Here is an 18,381-nt window from a genome sequence, read left to right as displayed (position 1 = left end):
ATTCGTGCTAGGAGCCGCTTGTCGCCCCTGCGGGGCACGCTCTACTTAAGAGCTCCTGCGGCTGGATGTTGGTGTGAATGCGGGCGGGTTTACTTTACGACGTGGCTGCGAGGCGCTCTCCCTTCGGGATACGCTTGGGCTTGGTGCAGGGCGGCCTGGGAGTTGCTTTTGTGCTTAGCTTGAGACGACGTGCTGCGAGACGCTCTCCCTTCGGGATTCGCTTGGGCTTGTGCGAGGCAAGAGCTTGAAATGATCTTGTTGGTTTGGCTGTAGCGGGAGCGGAGTGAGCGGAACGAATCCGGAGAAGCGACAGCGGTCGCCTTTATCTCCGAGTTTCTACCGCAACGGCGGTTCCAATCAGGAAACTTGGAGATAACAGCGATCGGAGGATCGTTGCGCTCTCGGAGCGTCTACCACGCACAAAGTGGCAAGCTGCTAAGGAGCCCCTCCTCGCACCAAAGCACTATCTCGCTGGCTGAACGCAATATTTTAAGGAGATGATTGTAATGCAATTACAAACAATTTTTAATACAGAGGCACCTAACAAATCTACGCGCATTATTGGCGGAGAATGCTCGGGTATCCTGAACTGGAACGATATCCGGATGCCGCATATGTATAAGCTGTATAAGGTTCTTCTTCTCAACCACTGGATTGCAGATGAGATCCCGATGTCCAAAGATGCGCAGCAGTTCGCACGCCTCGATAGTGAAGAACAGCGCACGTTCAAGATTAACATCTCTCTGCTGGCTGTGCTGGATTCCATGCAGACCATGTTTGTGGGCGACGTGAAGCGCTATTTCACTGACTCCTCGCTGGAGGCGATCTCCGCGATTATCGGCCAACAGGAGGTTGTGCACAACCAATCTTACTCCTACGTGCTGTCCTCTATCGTATCCGAGCAGGAGCAGAAGGAAATTTTTGAATATTGGAAGCATGATCCGGTACTTCTTGAGCGCAACAAGTTCATCTCGGACATCTACCAGAACTTCCGTGACAACGCTACGCCGCAGACATTCTTCGAAGCCCTGGTAGCCGACCTGATCCTGGAAGGTATTTTCTTCTACAGCACCTTTGCCTTCTTCTACAACCTGGCACGCGACCAGAAGATGATGGGCACAAGCCAGATGATCTCTTACATCCAGCGGGACGAGAACCAGCACTGCTATTTCTTCGCCGAGGTGTTCAAGCAGCTGCTTGCGGACTATCCAGAGCTGAATACGAAGGAGAACATCGACTACGCATACCGTACTATCAACCGTGCGGTTGAGCTTGAGACCAACTGGGCGCATTACACCCTCAAAGAAGTAAAAGGCATCGATCTGAACGAGCTGTCTGATTACATCAAATACATCGCCAATAAACGCCTGACCCTAATGGGTCTGGAAAAAGCTTATCAAGGTGTGGATGTGAACTGCATGCCTTGGATCAAGCCTTTCTCCGATGAGGCTCTCAATGCAACCAAGACGGACTTCTTCGAAGCCAAGTCCCGTAACTACGGTAAAGTTGGTGACGACAACGGATTTGACGATCTGTAAGAAGGAGTATGAACTCCTGAACAGATCTGAATAGATAAAGAAAAAGGCGTGCAGCTTGCAAGAGCTGTACGCCTTTTTTGTTTATGCAATTTTGTGCATGACTTTGTTTATGCAATTTTTGTATGCATTTTGTGTACTTTGTGCATGCAGTTTTTGTATGCCCTTGTTTATAACCTTTCTGTTATAGAACCTACCGTTATAATCTCTACTGTTTTGTACCTATGTGAAGTATATCTTTTGCACATAGCCTTTTGTAAATAAATCTATTGTACAAAAGCCAGAGGCTAGAGATTAGAGCTATCTAGTCCTGTTTAGGGTCGGCAGTGATGAATTGGTACAGCCCTTCAACCTTCTCATCGGTCAGGTCGCCACTGTTGTCAAACACCAGGATAGACGAGGCTGGAATGTTCCAGTTCACTTCAGGCACAAACTCCACACGTTTCTTGAAATTATCCCAATGGTTAAGCTTCCATGTGTCGCGCTCCGTGGCTCTTTCGATAATCCGTTCTTTCTGCACATCCATATCGCTGAGTGTCACCACAACCACCTTAACATCCACTTGATCCAGGCTGAGTCCGGCAGCTGACAGCACTTCCTCAATCCAGGCCTTGTTCTTCAGCTCGGAGGTGAACGGTGAGATCATGAATACACTCTGCCCAGCGGCCAGGTTATCAATGCAAATATCTTTGGTTGTGTCATACTCCAAATCACGCAGATGCTCTTTGTAGAACTCCGAGTCCCGGTCATTCTTATCGAGATGATTCATCTCCAGAATCTTCTCCACAAATCTTCCACCTACTGTATCTCTATCTAAAAAGGCAGCCTGAATCCGTGCGGACAGCTTGCGGGCCACCGTAGTTTTGCCTGTACCTGCTACACCTACAAAGAAAACCAGTTTTTGCATGGTTATGCCTCCAGTTCTGATATATTCATTTGTACATTTTAACACAATGAAGGAAGCAAGTGTAGCGCGGTGCCCAAGCTGAAGGTCACTAGGTCACTAATCAGCCAATCCATGTCCAGTCAATTGCTTCTCTTCTGTCACCTTGACCATGCCCCGGGCTTGTTTGTTACGTAGTGTGTAAATTACAGTTAAGATTAAGCTTACCCCTGCAGCAGACAAATAAATATTACTGAACACCGCCGCCCCGGGGTAAGGATGGAGCGGATTCCAGCTGCCTGCAGCCCCTTGGTCCAGGATGCGGCTTAAAATCGCAGAGACTGCGGCAAACGTAATAAAATTCAACATGGACATCAGTCCCATGCCAACCCCCGTCTGTTCAGGGGGCAGTGTGCGGGAAATTGTATTCGACAGGCCAATCTGCATAAATGTAACCCCGACATTTCCAAATATTATTATAGCCCCAATCAGCCAAGGCAGACTCCCAGCGGTGAAGGACAACAGCATATAACATAGAATGAGCAATCCAAAAGCAACATAGATTACAAAGGAGTTGCCCCTCTGATCGGCGAGTCGTCCTCCCTTCAGTCCCAAGATGGCTGAAGCTGCTGCACCCGGCACCATCAGAAAACCGATAATTCCCGGATCAACATGGTTAACCCGAGAGAAGAGCTGCGGAATCAGGAAAGGCAGTGAGATCGCACAACCATTAACAAGAACGACCATCAACAAGCCAAATACATAATTTTTGTTCCGGAACAAGCGGGGCTCCACGAAGGGTTCTGGTACACTAACAATCCGCAGAATAAACAACAAGAGCAGGATCAATCCTCCAATCCCGAACATCCATCCCCCATTTGTGATCGCAAGCAGCAGCAGGGCCACCATTCCGGCAAGCAGACCACCGCCCAGCAGATCCATCTTCTTCACCACTCCACCTTGATCATCCAAGTATTTTCGGTAAAAAGGAAGTGTCAGCAGCGTCAGCAATGACAGGCTGAATAACCAGCGCCAGTCCCCTACACTCATCACCACACCGGAGACGACAGGGGCAGCTGCATTCCCCATGGCCATTCCAATTGCAGAGATACCCAAGGCCCGCCCCCTGACCTCAGGCCGGAAATATCTGACTGGAATAATCATGGCGGCAGCAGGGATTACCGAGGAACCGGCCGCTTGGAACAAACGCCCAAGCAGAATCATAATATACGAATTGGCGGTCAATCCTATGGCTGAACCCAGAGCGAATACAATCAGTCCGAAGGTGAGCAGGTTTTTAAATTTATATTTATCCGCTAATTTCCCATAAATCACCGAGCCTATCGCATACATTAGCATATAGATCGAGGTTACCCAACTTACCTGGGCAGTGGACAGCTGGAAATCACGCGCAATTTCCGGCAGGACAATATTGAATATTGAGGCATTCATAACCGAAATAACCAGAGTAAAAGCCAAAATCCGAATCAGCTTTTCTCCCGCTGAGTGCTTAAGTTCAGTATTCATTCTCTCTCCTTCTTTCTGCTTTAAAATGGAAAGCTAAGACTATAGAGCAGCGTATTCGCTTCTCCATACAGTTCCAGCCAGGCTCAGGGCAAAATCTCCAACTCCTTATCTAGCAGGGACCTCCAACTGTCTGTTAGTTAGTACTAACTAACATCAATTCGATAAAAAAATCTAGGGGGTTAATCCCCTAGCGAAAACCAGTACACTCTCCTGAATAAATTCATCCAGCGGTGCCGTACTAAGCGACCGTTCCGGTCTACGGCTGTCCAGAAAAGCGCCGTGGTTCATCCACATAAACGCAAGTGCCAGATGCTCAGGCGAGGTCTGAATCAACTTGCCCCGTTCATACATCCCTTCGAAATATCTCGTAAGAAACTCCTTAAGCTGCCGGGGGTGCTGATGCAGCCTCTCGTGCAGGCCCGGAATCCGGGCGGATTCCTTTACCCCAATCTGAATCAGCTTTGTATTACGGTTCATAATTTCGTGATAGGTCCTGCTGACCAAAAGCAAATCTGTCTGCAAGTCCCAAACGAGCTTCTCCTGAAACAGAGTCTTCATCTCTGGTCCATAATGAAAACGGTCCACCGCAGCCTCCAGCAGGTTCTGTTTGGAGCCAAATTGCCTAAACAGGGTCATCTCGCTTAAATTTGCGGCCGCCGCAATCTCCTTAGTGGTAACCCCGTTATAGCCTTTTTCCGCGAACAGATCAATAGCTGCCAGAAGCAGTCTGTCACTACTGGACCAAGATTTAGTGTCCATTTAAATTCCTCCGGTCAGCAACAGATGTTAGTGATTACTAACATCATCATAGACGTATTCCAAGTATTTGTAAAGGGTCAAAAAGCCCCTGTCTACATATGTTCAAGAACCTCTCTAGAATTCATTGGAATAACCAGGTTTTTCCCAATATCAATTCTAAGAAATGCACTTCAACATAAGTCAGGGACCTTTCAATTCGTGCAGGAGCATTACCTGCTAAATCCCTCAGAACATTCTGCTGTATAACATCTGCATTGTATCTTCACGAAACTACCAATATTGCAACGGTACGCTGTGGACCTCATCGCAAACAACACACCGTGGGTGCTGGGAGCTAAAGCCCCGGGCAACCGGGCAGCAAGACCTCATACCCTCAACACCATACCACGCCCCGGGAGCTTAGGCTCCCGGAGAGCCCGCTGGTTATGAGCTACCCTAACAGTAGAACCTAACACCTTGCTTTGTAATCCGCTTAAGCCAGACCCTTCGGAAGCTGGTTGTTCTCCACGCGGAGACGGGTTTCCTTAATGAGCTCAGCCGCGTTATCTTCCAGCCGGATACGCAAATCCTCAGCAATATCAAAGCCACCAGCCTCTGTGCGGGCCACCTGGTTATCGACAGCATATACACCGCCCAGAATATGGCGTGCGCCCAGCGCGGCCAGCACTGGCTTCAAGGAGTAGTCGATCGACAGCAGATGCGCAAGGCTGCCTCCGATGAACAGGGGCAGGATAACTTTGCCGGCCAGACCCTTTTGCGGAATCAAATCAATAAAGGTCTTAAGCACTCCCGTATAGGAGGCCTTATACACCGGGCTTGCGATAATAACCGCATCGGCCTGAGCCACCAGGGCATTGGCTTTAACGATGGCCTCGCTCTCAAATTTCGTATGTATCAGATCCTCCGGTGGAAGCTCCGCGACGTTGACGTGATGGACCTCAATGTTCTCTTTCTTCAAAATCTCCTCAGTCAGTCCGATGATTGCCGATAAACGGGAAGTTAACGACGGATTTCCGTTGATAATCGTGACTTTGAACATCATAACATGCTCCTTTCTTTTCCTGTTTTTTAAATTCCGACATACAAACTATGATTTAAACAGATGCTATCAAGCTTTCTCCGGATTGTCAATAAAATCACTTTTCACCTCCCCATTGTACCTGCTGGGTTCCCTTTTTCCAAGGAACCTTCAGATGGGCAGATGCATATGGATGAGCAAGAGAATAACGAATTGTAGAGGAGATTATTTGACCATGATAAACCCCGTATATCCCTATTACGGAAAAAAGACGGTGTGCATAGAACAGAAGCTGAGCTTCCCTCCCCAGCACCAGCCCGTTCAGCCAGGCTTAGAGAGCCTGATGAACCCAAGACCCATCTCCGAAATCCCGGAATACTGCGGCAGCGGCAAGCTGCTCGGTAAAGTGGCTGTAATCACAGGTGGAGACAGCGGGATTGGACGTGCCGTAGCGTATGCTTTTGCCAAAGAAGGAGCCGATATTGTCATTGCCTATCTGAACGAAACCTCTGATGCGCTGGAAACAAAAAACCGGATTGAGCAGCTCGGCAGACGCTGTATTCTGATGGAGACCGACTTAAGGTTTAAGAGCAACTGCTCCTCGGTTATTGACGGGACGATCCTGCATTTTGGCCAGCTCGATATCCTTGTGAACAACCATGGGGTGCAGTACCCGCAAAGCAGCATTATGGATATTACGGAGCAGCAGCTGTACCATACGTTCCAGACGAATATCTTTCCGTTCTTCTTCCTGGTGCAGGCGGCACTGCCTTATCTCCGCAGGGGGGCAGCCATCATTAATACAGCCTCCATCACGGCTTATCGGGGGCAAAAGGAGCTTATAGACTATTCATCTACCAAGGGAGCAGTCGTCTCTTTTACACGTTCCCTGGCCCTATCCCTTGTAGACCAGGGCATTCGGGTCAACGCAGTAGCACCGGGTCCGATCTGGACACCGCTTATCCCATCCAGCTTCTCTGCGGAGGAGGTATCCACCTTCGGCACGAAGACTCCCATGCAGCGGGCCGGTCAACCGTATGAGCTCGCCCCGGCCTATGTGTATTTAGCCAGCCAGGATTCCTCTTACGTAACCGGCGAGACTATTCATGTCAATGGCGGCGATATGGTCACTACCTGATCATGGATGATCCTGTCTCCTTGTTAAAGACCCATATAAAGCACACAGACCGGGGGTCTTGTTAAAAACCAAAAACCTATCATAAAGCTCACAGATCGGGTGATTCGCTTATGTAAATGGCTCAGGCTGTACATTGTACCAACGGCATCCGCCGGGTGGGCTCACCTTCGAAGAGCAAGGCCAAACTAAGATCGGCCCTCTTAAGCCATCCGTCTTCCATGTAAAACTTCTGGGTAATACTTCTGGCTTCCTCATGTCAACCTAACGCTAAGCTCCAGGCCCCTGCCTGCGGCTTAGCTTCGAAGGTAAAATCCAGGCTTGGCCCACCTCTATGCGGTGCTAAACGGAGGACCTGTAGGTATAGAATGCGCATCAAACAGCCCGCATCCATAGTAAAGGGATACAATCGAAGGCAGCAAAGCTTCCTCTTTCCTCTTCTATCTGAATGCAGGCTTAATGAATAAGACAATTTCTCAAATTAATAATTTATACCATTAATTAATTGTTGCCCGTGGAACAATTCAGTTCCACTTCCGCCTATAAGTTCATCTTGCGGGGTGGAGAAAAGTGCTGAGGAGCGGCGACTGCTAGGCAAAACGAGAGAGCAGGGCGGGGGATCTGCAAGGCTTCATCAAGCCTTTCCATCCTCGGTTGCGTTATTCTTGCAACTATCTGGGTGCTCACCTCAGCAGGAGACATGAAGGTTAAATGGACAAGACACGTGGGACTAGAACGTTGGGAGTTAATCGAATTGCTAACTCCAGCAACTTGAGATCTTCTCTTCGTGCATTTCACCTCAAGTCTATGATTAACTGAATGCTCAACCAACAGCAGGGGACGTGAGGGCAGGACAGGCAAGACACGTGGGACAAGATCATTAAGCGTTGACCAAATGGCTATCTCCAAAACCTAGGAACTTCTCACTCCGTCCATTCACCTCAAGCCAACGTTTAACCGAACGCCCGGCCAACAGCAGGAGACGTGAAGGCAGGACAGGCAAGATAGGCTACACATTGGTCTAGATCATTAAGAGCTGACCGCGTGTGAATAGCATGCTTTCAGTTGCCATGTCTGTGCTTCGTTATACAGCGCCGCAGCCTCCGCCGTTATAGATGCTCGATGATGTCCCCGGCGAGCAGCGATGCCGGGTGGTTTCTCGCGGCGGCGGCCCGTTCTCCGGCCAAGCCGTGCAGATATGCGCCGAACGCCGCAGCCTGCACGGCGCTAAGGCCTTGGGCCAGCAGACCGGCGATGATGCCGGTCAGCACATCTCCGGCTCCCCCGGTGGCCATGCCCGGGGTGCCGGTGATGTTCACAAAAACGCGGCCATCTTCAGCCGCGATGACCGTGCGCGCGCCCTTGAGCACGAGCGTCACCCCGTGCTCAAGGGCGTACCTGCGGACCAGGCCGATCCGGTCCCGCTGGACCTCGGCCGTGGAGATGCCCGCCAGGCGCGCCATCTCGCCAGGATGCGGCGTAAGAACCACCGCCGCATCCCGCCTTGGCATTGCCGCGGGGCCACCGGCCGCAGCAAGAATGTTCAGTGCATCAGCGTCTAGTACCAACGGACGCTGGGCGCGCTCCCAGAGGGCGAGCAGGAAAGCCTGCTCGCCGCTGAAGCGGCCAAGCCCCGGCCCGGCGGCGAGCACGGTGCGCGTCTCGAGCAGCCGCAGCACCTCTTCCGCTGCGGCTGCGCTCCAGCCGTCGGCCCCGTCGCCGACAGGGGCCAGCATCAGCTCGGGCACCGCGCCGAGCACGTGCGGAGCAACCCCGCCTGGCAGCGCCCAGGTGGCCAGCCCGCAGCCAGCCCGCAGTGCGGCCTTGGCGGCCAGCAGCCCGGCGCCGCTCATCTGGGCATGGCCGGCGGCAAGCAGTACATGGCCATAGGTGCCCTTGTGCCCATCCGGGGCACGCCTCCGCAAGAGGTCAACCCCCAGCTCACTGGAGAGCACTTCTTCCGTGAGCAGGTAACTACCTGGCGACTCAGAATCTGCCGCCAGACTGCGCGGGATGCCGATGTCTCTAACGATGACATCGCCCGCTGCTCCGGCGCCCGGATATTGGGTCAGCCCGGCCTTCAGAAAGGCCAGGCACACCGTCATCCGGGCCTGGACACACGGCTCGTAAACCTCGCCCGTATCTGCATCCAGTCCGCTTGGGATATCCGCGGAGATGATGGGCAGACCGGAAGCGTTAGCCTCTTCAATCAGCTTGGCATAGCTCCCCCTGGGTGCCCCTGAAGAGCCTGTTCCAAGCAGCGCATCCACAATCCCGGTATACCGGCTGTAATCGATCGGTTCTTGACCAAATACGAGAGAAGGAAGGCGCAGCGCCTCTGCAATCTTGTACTGTACCTCGGCCTCCCCCGTCAGCTGCTCCGGCGGGGAGGCATACAGCAGGGTAGCACGAACCCCGCTGTTCATGAGGTGCCGGGCCGCCACAAGCCCGTCTCCGCCATTGTTGCCCTTGCCGACCAGAATGAGCCAGTGCTCCCGGGAAAGCATCTCAGTCATCTTTTGCCCGGTATTCGCGACTCCCTCGATCCCATTCCCCACTAAGGCTGACCACTCCCCGTAAGCCTGTTGTTCCATTCGGGAACCCGCCTCTTCCCTTACCAAGCTATGCCGAACACACCACCTGACCACTTCATCCGCAATGGCCTTCCCTGCATTCTCCATCAGAGATAACGCCGGGATGCCCACCTCCTGAATGGCCCGTTCATCCAGTTCCCTCATCTGTTTCGCGTTTACGATCCGCATAATTTCTTCCCCCTCTCGCTCGAACACAGCTGATTCACAGCGTCTATAATCTTCACTACTTGTATATTAACCTTCCCACCCGTCAGAACCAAGCCCGCTAATTCACCATCATTTAACTTTGGGTTTGATTCGTCTAAGACAGAATATAACATGGCAAAATGGGGCAGCAGGCAAATGATGCCTGTCACCCTTATTATCTAGCAGGCATCCCTAAACATGCCATTAACCAAACTTTTTATATTCTTTCGTGTTTATAATAAACTTTTCTAATCTACGGCTGTAATCAATTTTCAAGCTTCATAAATGTAAAAAGACCGATTCTCTATTCGAGAGAACATCGGCCTTTCTGATCTTATAAATTTATTTCCAAATCACCTAGTGCCTACTAAGATTAGTCTTTAGATGCTGAGGAGTCATTTCATTGTATAAAGGTTCTCACATTTTAATTGTAACTTCACTGACAGGCAAGCCATTAGAGCAGGTCCCGATACAACCGGATTTCTTCCTTCACAACCCGGAATCCAACAGACTCATACAGGGACAAGGCTGGCTCATTCATTGTTAAGACATCCAGCTCAGCGTAACCATGTCCGTGTTCCCTTAAATATTGAACCGCCTGGTTCAGCAGAAATCTGGCGACTCCCTGATGTCTCCATGGCTCACGGACGAATACGTCCTCTATCCGCCCATTGTCCCCGTCCTGCCAAACCATCACACTGCCTGCCAGCTCGCCCTGCTGGCGCACGTTCAGCATGGTCCAAAGCGGATACTTCATCACTTCCACGAGTCTCTCCGCCCGGAGAGGGGCATCCGGCCATATTTCGCTTTCTACACGCAGATACTCTTCTTCCTCACCATTCTCCAGCTTCGATAAAGAGAAGAAGGCGAAACCCTCCGCAAGATCAGCCGGGGCAGAAGCAGAAGGCTCCTGAAGGTTGCAGCCCATCAAGTACAACCGGGTTAAAGGTTCGAAGCCCTTGTACTCCTCAAAAAACTTCAGATTGGCCGTCTCCGCATCATAATTGCCCACACAGATATGTGTCCCATGTTCCGGCGGCAGGGTGCTTTTTAGCTCAAGGGCACGTTGATACAATTTTGTATAGATTGCATCCAGAAGGACGTAATCCTCCTGCCTGTCCGGCAGCGTTTTGATATTAACATAGATGCTGTGGTTGCTCTCACCGCCAAAGTCCGAAGGAACCACACTAATAATTCCCACCTGTCCCTTGGCAATCATGATACCATCTTCTATGGCACAGATCACATTATCCCAGTTAGACTCCTCCCCAACCCACCAAAAGACAACATCACTATGTGTGGTCACCGTGTGATAAAGTTGACCCAACATTCCCATATCTTCAGCTTGAAACCCGCGAATTTCCCAGCTCATCTTGTAGTCCCCCATCTTCGTTTGATTTGATTCTATCATTCTGGCTGCCCAGTGACAGGGGAACAATTTGCTATAGCTGATTTGTAGCACGGATTAGCCTTTTATCTCGGTGTTTTTAATACGATCGGTTTATTGGTAGAAAGTTTATTGGCTTATTGGCTTATGATCCCAATGCTTCTGGTACAACCGGTTTGTCTGCTCATTGGTTTATTAGCTGGTGGTTTACCAGGCTGGTTGCCCGGTTGGTTTGTTGGGTTTGAGGAGCTGGCCATCTGATTTGCTCTGTAGAATCGTTTCCTTAGAAGCTTTGATCGTAAGCCCTCCTCTTTTAACTGAGTTGAGCAGTTCGGCCATTTTATTTGATGGAATAACCGATTGACTGCCAGGCTGAATTTTCGTTAGTCCCTCGTTGCTTCCTTCTTAGCCACCACCGGAACCCAAAGCTCATTACGTCCTTCCTCAGGCGGCAGGTAGTTCTCAATAGCTGGCAAGTAGGCCAGATCGTAGCTGGAGGAAGGCACCCATTCCGTATATAGGCGTTTCCATATTTCCTGAATCCCTCCCGGATGACCCGGCGCATCGAACACCGCCCAGGTGCTTGCAGGATACTCGAACTTGACCATGCCTTCCCTTGGCTCATGTTCAGACGTAATTGCCAGAATATAATCAAATTCTTCATTCTCCCCGAATTCCCCGTTCGCGCATATGCCAAGAATGCCTCCGACCTCATGACCCTCTTGACGGATGTTCCACAGTTCTTCGAACACTCCTTGGCTCCGGGCATTGTCCCATATTTGAGGAATGATACTAAATGCATTCTCCGTATTTACCCGCTCAGAAATCCCAACAATACGAAACGGTTTAAGTTCAACCATCCGGTAATTCATTTCCACAGCCCCTTTTATCGAAATGTGAAAGGCAATCTTGGGATAAGCCTTCAGCGTTGTCCCCACCTTTCTCGCCGCTGTAGGTGTAACCCCGTGAAGGCTGCTAAACGCGCGCGTGAAAGCTTCCGGGGAATCATACCCATACTTCAAAGCGAGATCGACGATCTTGATATCCTGATGCTGGAGTTCAAATGCCGCCAGAGTCAGGCGACGGCGACGGACATATTCTCCGAGCGGGACCTCCGCAATGAAAGAGAACATTCTCTGAAAATGATACACGGAACAGCAGGCCACCCTGGCCGCTTCCGCGTAGTCCACCTCGTCCATCAAATGACACTCAATATAATCAATAGCCTCGTTCATTCTCGAAATCCAGCTCATCTGCCGTAAGACCCCTTTCACTCTCAATATAACGGAAGCGGTTCATCCAAGCCGTGCAGTTCTTGCACAAAATTGCAAGCCGCCTGTAGTTCTTGTCTCTTTGAGTGTACCATACCCTTTCCAAGTGAAATATGAGCGCCTCCGGCTGCCGATATGGCAAACTAAAAAGGCCCGGGAGCTAGTCCCGGGGCCCGTTTCTATATTTTAAATTCCACTGTTATCGGCAGCAGCCTACCTCAGATTCAATATCCTACGGTGAACCGGCTTCTTATGAAATGTCCCTCATCCGCCTCATCCAGCAAGGCAACCGCGTAATCCTCTACCGAGATACGGCTGTTATCCAGCTCATCGGTAACGAGCTGATTCGTTCCAATCCGGAAGTTGCCTGTGCGTTCACCGGGTTCAATAACTGCCGCCGGACTGAAATAAGTCCAGTCAATATCTGAATTCCGGTAGATTTCATAGGCTTCAGCGTGAGCTCTGGCAATTGGACGCCATTCCTCCGGGAAAGCGGGCGTATCCATGAGCATGACTCCTGGCTCCACCTCAAGGCTTCCTGCCCCGCCCACAACAATCAGCCGCCCGGCGCCCCCGCGTCTTACTCCTTCAACCAGGGTCCGCGCGACTTCGGACAGTTCATCTTCCTCCCCGAATTTAGGACCGAACGCGCTGATTACCACATCCTTGCCCGCCGCCGCTTCCGTCACAGAATCGGGAACCAGAATATCCCCGGTCTTGAGCTGCAGCTTCTCATGCTGCTTGGACAGCTTCTCCAGCTTAGATATATCCCTCAGCACCGCGGTTACCTCATAACCTCTGCGGAGCGCCTCCTCCAGAATGCTTTTGCCAATCGTTCCCGTAGCTCCAAACAAAGCGATCTTAAGCATATGTAATCTCTCCTTCTCTATATTCTTACAGGTGAATTTCTGCACTATTCACGGCCAGACCCATGCGCAGAGTCCTTCTATTATAATTATCCCCCAGAGTGAATCCAAAACGCATTCCATTTATTTTCCCCAAAATAAGAAGATCCCTCTCCACTTGAAGAAGGATCATGTTCTTAATCATTTACATGATTAATATTAGACTTCGAGCCATTCTCCGCTTGTGCCAGTTGCCTCCCAGGTTCACAGCTGTCACAGTGCATCTATATAAAATGAACTTATGAAGGTTACCGTTTTAGGGCGCTGTGATGCCGAGTGTTCTAACGAGACCCCTGTTGTCCCCGAAATCCATGAACTAGCTATCCAGTTGGGCATTTTGGTGACAAAGGCGGACGCTCCGCTTCTTTAGAATCACTCATCTCTCCGCTGAGATCGGTACATTCTAAAGTTCATTTTATATAGTCGTTTACTTACTTTCCTACAGCTTGGATCTCTGTCGTCCGTCATACAGCGCAACACCATGGGCGTTGCTTTTCGCATACGGTGTGAGGTCTAAATCTAGCCCGCCTTCCCCAGCATAAAGCTGAGAATAAGAATAATAAATACGGTGGCTGTAATCGCCACGAACCGGTAATCCTTCTCCTGCCAAAAGACAAACAAAGAGACGAATACCCGCAGAACCGGTGTCATAATCAGAAGCAGCAGTCCTGTCTCTATAATCGCCACCGACTTAAGCTCAAGCAGCCCCTCCCAGATTGCGGCGAAGCCGAGCGGATAAGTATCATCCGGGTATCCGCTGACCCCAGTGACCAGCAGCTTCACCAGCCCGATAATGATAACCGCCGCGGCCACAACCACGCCGATTCTCAAGATTTTGCTTATCGCCAGCTCTACATCGGCAATCCGGCTGGGCGTCTCTTCGTGATGTGGATGCTCAACCGTCATGTTAACCCCTCCAGCCTTGATATAACATTTGCCCGGCCACATAGATCATAACCGGGATAAACAGCTTGCGGATCGTCTTGCTCTTCATCCGCTGCATCAGCCTTGAACCGATGGTAGCTCCAATCAGGACGCCAAGAGCCACCGGCGCAGAGATTACAGGATTAATATCGCCTCGCAGCAGGTAGATTCCCGCACTTGCCGCTGCCGTAACCCCCATCATAAAGTTGCTGGTTGCGGTGGATACTTTCAGAGGCATTTTCATAAAGACATCCATCGCCATAACTTTAAAACTGCCGCTGCCGATTCCCAGAAGCCCTGAGATGACCCCTGCACCGTACATGACGCTGAAGCCCTGCGGCACCTTATCCACGTTATAAGCCACAGTTGTACCCATAGCTTTGTCGTAGTATTCCCCTTGAAGCCCCAGCTTCCTGGCTACCGGATGCAGAGGGACATTCTGGGGAACCTCCTGCTTGCCCTTCTTAATCATGGCATAAGCCGAATAGAGCAGAAGAACAGCAAAGATGACGTAAAGAAATTTGGGAGCGACGATAGCTCCAAGGAACGCCCCGGTAATCGCCCCTACCGTAGTAGCGATTTCAAGAAACATCCCCACTCTCAGGTTGGTGATACGGTCCCGGATATAAGCAACCGCCGAACCGCTGGAGGTGGCGATAACAGAAATAATACTGGCTCCAATCGCATGGTTAATGTCCACGCCGAACAGCAGGGTCAAGGCCGGAGTGACCACGATTCCGCCGCCAAGTCCCAGAATGGAGCCTACGACTCCCGCCAGAATAGCAATAAAAAAGATCTCGATTACTGTACTTGTCAATTCCGCAGCTCCTTTGTATGTAATAGCATTGCGGTCCAAGCCTTTAAACTGGGCAAGCTAGGGCCGGATCCTGAGGTACATGCCTTGGCCTTCCGGCTGGGTATAAGCGAAGCCAAACTGCCGGTAAAGCTGATCGGCCGGGACATCGGCGATCAGACTCACATACGTTTTGTCTGGAGCTGACTGATTCAGGTGGTCCACCAGGCGTGCAAAGATCATTTTACCAATGCCCTTACCCTGGTAGTCAGGTCTCACCGCAACGTCTACAATCTGCATATGACAGCCTCCGTCACCGATGATTCTTCCCATCCCGATCAGCTCGCCCTCCGCATAGACCGTGACCGCAAAATAAGAGTTCGCAAGGCCGATGGCGGCCCCCTCCTCACTCCGCGGACTCAACCCGCAGCTAACCCGGAGTGCGAGATACTCTTCCACCCCGGGCGGCTGTTCGCGAACCTCCAGCTCTGATAAGCTCAAGTTCATGTTCAATGCCGGTTCACTCCTTTCCCATTAACTAACTTCATTCGGAAGCTTAAATGATTTGGACCGGTGCTCGAGCACATACAGACCTTCATCCGGGGTCCATTCGGCATAAGCAATCTCGTCAAAATTGTTATAACCGCATTGCTGAAGCTCAGCCCGCAGCCAGTCTTCGTCCTTCTTCAACAGCTTCAGCCCTTCCTTATCCACTTCCCCGTCCTCGATCAGACAATAAGAGAAGAAGGCATCCTGCTCGGGCAGCTTCAAATCCTGGCGAGTCACCTGCTCATAGTCGGACTTCTTCATTACACTAAGCGTACCGTTGGCTTCAAAGATAGCATAAGCCACTTCACGCATGAAAAAGACATTCTGCTGGCGCAGCAGCATTCGCAGCTGGTCGAAATCCAGCTTGTTCTTGCGCAGCTCCTTCAAATCAACCTCGCCGTGGCGGATCAATATGGAGGCTTTGCCATCCAGAAACCCGCGGCCCCGCTTGAAGATCTGGGTGATTTTTTCAAAGGCAAAGGAAAGCACGGCCCACAGTGCCAGCGCATACAGCAGGTAAGAGAATTTCACATCCTCTTGGTAAACGGTATTACCTACAAGCTCGCTCAGCATAAGCGAAGAAACAAAATCAAACGGGGTTAGCTGGGAAATCTCTTTCTTGCCCAGAATCCGTGTCATGGCCCAAAGTCCGATAAAACCGATCACAAGCTTCAAAGTAATATGCTCAATACCCACAAGATCTCCTCCATTATAGCCTATTTGAATGCCGGGTGTACTTTTTGCCCAAGGTACTTGCTATATATATACCCACGGAGACATGCGGAACCGCTTGTATTATGTGCCGGTCTTGTGCAATAGTGGAGGTAGAGAAATAGGGTATGGGAGGGACGATGGCAACATGTCCCCTATACCGGTTGAAGGAGTGATCCTCTGGTGTCTCTTACGCAAGTCTGGTCATGGGTGACCGGGCACCCCACAGGGCCTTATCTGTCCGCCTTGACCGTCGTTATTTACATAGCACTCTATTCCGCGTTCCGCCACCGGACCTGGCGCATGGAACAAGCCCGGCTGGAAAGGCTCCGGCACAGCCTGGAGCTCAGCGCCGCCGCGCTCAGTCCTCTGCAGCGGGCCGCGGAGCAGCGCGGACGCGGCCTGTCCGAGGAAGCGCGGGCACAGCTTCAGGACCGCCTGCAGGCCTGCAAGGCTGCGCCCTACCTGACCGCTGATCTGCAGGCCCAGATCAGCGCTTACCTGGCAGACGGGGACGAGGCCCGTCTGCTCCTGCTGCACCGGGCGCTCGATCGCGAAGCCGCCCGGCTAATGGACGAGCGCGCCAGGCTGCTGGCCCGCACCGAGCAGCCCGGCTGGGGCCTCTCGCTGTGGCTGCAGCTTCGGGCGATGCTGCCCTTCGCCTTCGCAGCCGCGGCGGTCCTGCTGACCGCCTGGCTGCTTCAGGCACTCGGCAGCGCGCCCGCGGACGGCAGCAGCGAGGCTGGATGGCTGCGCACGGCCATCTGGGCCCGCTTCGCCTCCATCCTGTTCTCGCTGCTGCTGCTTGGCCCCGTGCTGCTGGGCAGCCGCCGCCCCGAGCCGGGCGGCGCTCTTCTGCGCCTGCTCTCCATCCTCATCGCCCTGCTGGCGCTGATTCATCTCGCAGGCCTGGAGACCGCGCTGTACGTGCTTGCTGTACAGCTGATGCTCTTCGGGCTCGGCTTCAGCCTCACCGGCAAGAAGCCCCGCAAAGCCAGGCCCTTCGCCGGCCATTATGACGATGATGTAGTACAAGCCCATCTTTCGGGCGGCTCAGTCGGGGCCGCAGATGAGGGGCTGACCGAACCGGGCACGGCTGATTCTTCCAGCGAAGAGCCTACCGGGAGGAACTGAGGCATGCCATAGTTGTTATAATATCTTTGCGCAGCGTGGCGCTTAATTGTTGGATTGTTATATAAAATGAACTTATGAAGGTTACCTTCCCGGGTGCTACAATGCCGAGTGTTCTTACGACCACGCTTGTCTCCGAAATCCTCGAAATAAATATCCAAGTAGGGGCATTTCGGAAACAAAGGCGGACGCTCCGCTTCTTCAGAACCATTCGTCCTCTTCGCTGAGATCGGTGAATTCTAAAGCTCATTTTATATAGTTAACTTGTCAGAACACATAAAAGCCCCGCAGCTCCGGGGCCTGATACTAATCAGGCTCTTCGAAGCTTGCGGGGCTTTTCATTTCCCTTTATTCATATCTGCGCATATCAGGAACCCATCGCTCGCTATATAAAATGAACTTATGAAGTTTACCCTTTAGGGGCACTGCGATGCCGAGTGTTCTTTAAGGCCCCTGTTGTCTCCGAAATGCTTGAACTAGATATCCAAGTAGGGGCATTTCGGAGACAAAGGCAGACGCCCCGCTTCTTCAGCATCACTCGGGATCGAAGCTGAGACCGGTGAATTCTAAAGTTCATTTTATATAGATTTCTAATTAGTCCCTCATACGGCTTATCTATCTACCGGGACCGGACTCGCGCAAAGCTCTGTTGGAAGCTTTAGCTCCTGCCGAAGCCTTCGCTCCAGAGGAGGCACTCGACTCATACCGCTTACGTTCCGTGCGTTCCACCTGTACAATCTGTCCCTCGTGAACCACGATATTCAGGGACCCAAACTCCATGTCGCTTAGCAAATCGGCAATCCGGTTCAGCCACACATCGTCGACTTTTAATGGTTTAGCCATGGCCTGCGCCTCCTTAATCCCGATAAATTTTCTCTCAATATAAAATGAACTAATAAAGGTTACCCTTATGGGGCGCTGCAATGCCGAGTGTTCTTTAAGGCCGCTGTTGTCTCCGAAATGCTTGAACTAAGGTAGCCAGTGAGGCATTTCGGAGACAAAGGCGGACGCTCCGCTTCTACAGAATCACTCGGGATCGAAGCTGAGAGGGGTTAATTTTTAAAGTTCGTTTT

General features: G+C 51.5%; 16 protein-coding genes. 3 read left to right on the top strand and 13 right to left on the bottom strand.

Annotated elements, in window-relative coordinates; genetic code table 11:
• Positions 1-506: 506 nt before the first annotated feature.
• Positions 507-1,538, top strand: coding sequence for a ribonucleotide-diphosphate reductase subunit beta (locus tag BN6628_RS02700; RefSeq protein ID WP_068613872.1), 1,032 nt, complete (start codon positions 507-509; stop codon positions 1,536-1,538).
• A gap of 301 nt (positions 1,539-1,839) precedes the next feature.
• On the opposite strand, the gene BN6628_RS02695 is transcribed toward BN6628_RS02700, so the two are convergent.
• From BN6628_RS02695 to ssuE, 4 genes are all read right to left on the bottom strand, one after another.
• Positions 1,840-2,442 carry a P-loop nucleotide/nucleoside kinase family protein gene (locus tag BN6628_RS02695; RefSeq protein WP_068613869.1) on the bottom strand — a complete coding sequence of 201 codons (603 nt, stop codon included), beginning with the start codon at positions 2,440-2,442 and terminating at the stop codon, positions 1,840-1,842.
• A 96-nt stretch (positions 2,443-2,538) separates the two neighbouring features.
• On the bottom strand, positions 2,539-3,945 hold the full coding sequence (locus BN6628_RS02690; protein WP_068613865.1) for an MFS transporter: 1,407 nt from the start codon (positions 3,943-3,945) through the stop codon (positions 2,539-2,541).
• A gap of 171 nt (positions 3,946-4,116) precedes the next feature.
• Positions 4,117-4,704 (bottom strand): TetR/AcrR family transcriptional regulator, encoded by a 588-nt coding sequence (locus tag BN6628_RS02685; RefSeq protein ID WP_068613864.1) that lies wholly within the window; start codon positions 4,702-4,704, stop codon positions 4,117-4,119.
• A gap of 472 nt (positions 4,705-5,176) precedes the next feature.
• Complete coding sequence (gene ssuE / locus BN6628_RS02680; protein WP_068613861.1) at positions 5,177-5,743, bottom strand: NADPH-dependent FMN reductase; 567 nt, start codon at positions 5,741-5,743, stop codon at positions 5,177-5,179.
• Positions 5,744-5,957: 214 nt separating this feature from the next.
• Here ssuE and BN6628_RS02675 point away from each other — a divergent pair, with 214 nt between their 5' ends.
• The gene (locus tag BN6628_RS02675) at positions 5,958-6,860 is read left to right on the top strand and encodes an SDR family oxidoreductase (RefSeq protein ID WP_187386103.1); all 903 of its coding nucleotides are present in this window, start codon (positions 5,958-5,960) and stop codon (positions 6,858-6,860) included.
• Positions 6,861-7,966: 1,106 nt separating this feature from the next.
• Here the strand turns inward: BN6628_RS02675 and BN6628_RS02670 are convergent.
• The 8 genes from BN6628_RS02670 to BN6628_RS02635 form a co-directional block, all read right to left on the bottom strand.
• Positions 7,967-9,619 carry a bifunctional ADP-dependent NAD(P)H-hydrate dehydratase/NAD(P)H-hydrate epimerase gene (locus tag BN6628_RS02670; RefSeq protein WP_068613860.1) on the bottom strand — a complete coding sequence of 551 codons (1,653 nt, stop codon included), beginning with the start codon at positions 9,617-9,619 and terminating at the stop codon, positions 7,967-7,969.
• A gap of 472 nt (positions 9,620-10,091) precedes the next feature.
• Positions 10,092-11,009, bottom strand: coding sequence for a GNAT family N-acetyltransferase (locus tag BN6628_RS02665; RefSeq protein ID WP_235847559.1), 918 nt, complete (start codon positions 11,007-11,009; stop codon positions 10,092-10,094).
• Between the two features lie 398 nt (positions 11,010-11,407).
• Entirely contained in the window at positions 11,408-12,277 is an 870-nt protein-coding gene (locus BN6628_RS02660; RefSeq protein WP_068613857.1) for an AraC family transcriptional regulator, read from the bottom strand.
• A 242-nt stretch (positions 12,278-12,519) separates the two neighbouring features.
• Complete coding sequence (locus BN6628_RS02655; RefSeq protein WP_068613854.1) at positions 12,520-13,164, bottom strand: NAD(P)-dependent oxidoreductase; 645 nt, start codon at positions 13,162-13,164, stop codon at positions 12,520-12,522.
• Between the two features lie 555 nt (positions 13,165-13,719).
• Positions 13,720-14,106, bottom strand: a complete 387-nt coding sequence (locus BN6628_RS02650; RefSeq protein ID WP_068613851.1) for a DUF1634 domain-containing protein — start codon at positions 14,104-14,106, stop codon at positions 13,720-13,722.
• 1 nt (position 14,107) lies between these two features.
• Positions 14,108-14,941 carry a sulfite exporter TauE/SafE family protein gene (locus BN6628_RS02645; RefSeq protein ID WP_082926762.1) on the bottom strand — a complete coding sequence of 278 codons (834 nt, stop codon included), beginning with the start codon at positions 14,939-14,941 and terminating at the stop codon, positions 14,108-14,110.
• A gap of 57 nt (positions 14,942-14,998) precedes the next feature.
• A complete protein-coding gene (locus BN6628_RS02640) occupies positions 14,999-15,424 on the bottom strand; it encodes a GNAT family N-acetyltransferase (RefSeq protein ID WP_068621889.1) in 426 nt (141 codons plus the stop codon).
• Positions 15,425-15,451: 27 nt separating this feature from the next.
• On the bottom strand, positions 15,452-16,162 hold the full coding sequence (locus tag BN6628_RS02635) for a DUF421 domain-containing protein (RefSeq protein WP_089153526.1): 711 nt from the start codon (positions 16,160-16,162) through the stop codon (positions 15,452-15,454).
• Between the two features lie 198 nt (positions 16,163-16,360).
• On the opposite strand from BN6628_RS02635, the gene BN6628_RS02630 reads away from it, so the two are divergent.
• Positions 16,361-17,311 carry a hypothetical protein gene (locus BN6628_RS02630; protein WP_068613844.1) on the top strand — a complete coding sequence of 317 codons (951 nt, stop codon included), beginning with the start codon at positions 16,361-16,363 and terminating at the stop codon, positions 17,309-17,311.
• 612 nt (positions 17,312-17,923) lie between these two features.
• Here BN6628_RS02630 and BN6628_RS02625 read toward each other — a convergent pair.
• Positions 17,924-18,151 carry a YezD family protein gene (locus BN6628_RS02625; RefSeq protein WP_068613841.1) on the bottom strand — a complete coding sequence of 76 codons (228 nt, stop codon included), beginning with the start codon at positions 18,149-18,151 and terminating at the stop codon, positions 17,924-17,926.
• Positions 18,152-18,381: the final 230 nt, after the last annotated feature.

The organism is Paenibacillus tuaregi (assembly GCF_900086655.1).
GTDB lineage: Bacteria > Bacillota > Bacilli > Paenibacillales > Paenibacillaceae > Fontibacillus > Fontibacillus tuaregi.
The sequence above is the reverse complement of the archived record's forward strand: the minus strand, read 5'-3'. Positions and strand labels throughout refer to the sequence as shown.

Bases quoted from the DNA above. Each gene is read 5' to 3' on its own strand.
- BN6628_RS02700 (WP_068613872.1), top strand. From the start codon at position 507: ATGCAATTACAAACAATTTTTAATACAGAGGCACCTAACAAATCTACG.
- BN6628_RS02695 (WP_068613869.1), bottom strand. From the start codon at position 2,442: ATGCAAAAACTGGTTTTCTTTGTAGGTGTAGCAGGTACAGGCAAAACT.
- BN6628_RS02690 (WP_068613865.1), bottom strand. From the start codon at position 3,945: ATGAATACTGAACTTAAGCACTCAGCGGGAGAAAAGCTGATTCGGATT.
- BN6628_RS02685 (WP_068613864.1), bottom strand. From the start codon at position 4,704: ATGGACACTAAATCTTGGTCCAGTAGTGACAGACTGCTTCTGGCAGCT.
- ssuE (WP_068613861.1), bottom strand. From the start codon at position 5,743: ATGTTCAAAGTCACGATTATCAACGGAAATCCGTCGTTAACTTCCCGT.
- BN6628_RS02675 (WP_187386103.1), top strand. From the start codon at position 5,958: ATGATAAACCCCGTATATCCCTATTACGGAAAAAAGACGGTGTGCATA.
- BN6628_RS02670 (WP_068613860.1), bottom strand. From the start codon at position 9,619: ATGCGGATCGTAAACGCGAAACAGATGAGGGAACTGGATGAACGGGCC.
- BN6628_RS02665 (WP_235847559.1), bottom strand. From the start codon at position 11,009: ATGAGCTGGGAAATTCGCGGGTTTCAAGCTGAAGATATGGGAATGTTG.
- BN6628_RS02660 (WP_068613857.1), bottom strand. From the start codon at position 12,277: ATGAGCTGGATTTCGAGAATGAACGAGGCTATTGATTATATTGAGTGT.
- BN6628_RS02655 (WP_068613854.1), bottom strand. From the start codon at position 13,164: ATGCTTAAGATCGCTTTGTTTGGAGCTACGGGAACGATTGGCAAAAGC.
- BN6628_RS02650 (WP_068613851.1), bottom strand. From the start codon at position 14,106: ATGACGGTTGAGCATCCACATCACGAAGAGACGCCCAGCCGGATTGCC.
- BN6628_RS02640 (WP_068621889.1), bottom strand. From the start codon at position 15,424: ATGAACTTGAGCTTATCAGAGCTGGAGGTTCGCGAACAGCCGCCCGGG.
- BN6628_RS02625 (WP_068613841.1), bottom strand. From the start codon at position 18,151: ATGGCTAAACCATTAAAAGTCGACGATGTGTGGCTGAACCGGATTGCC.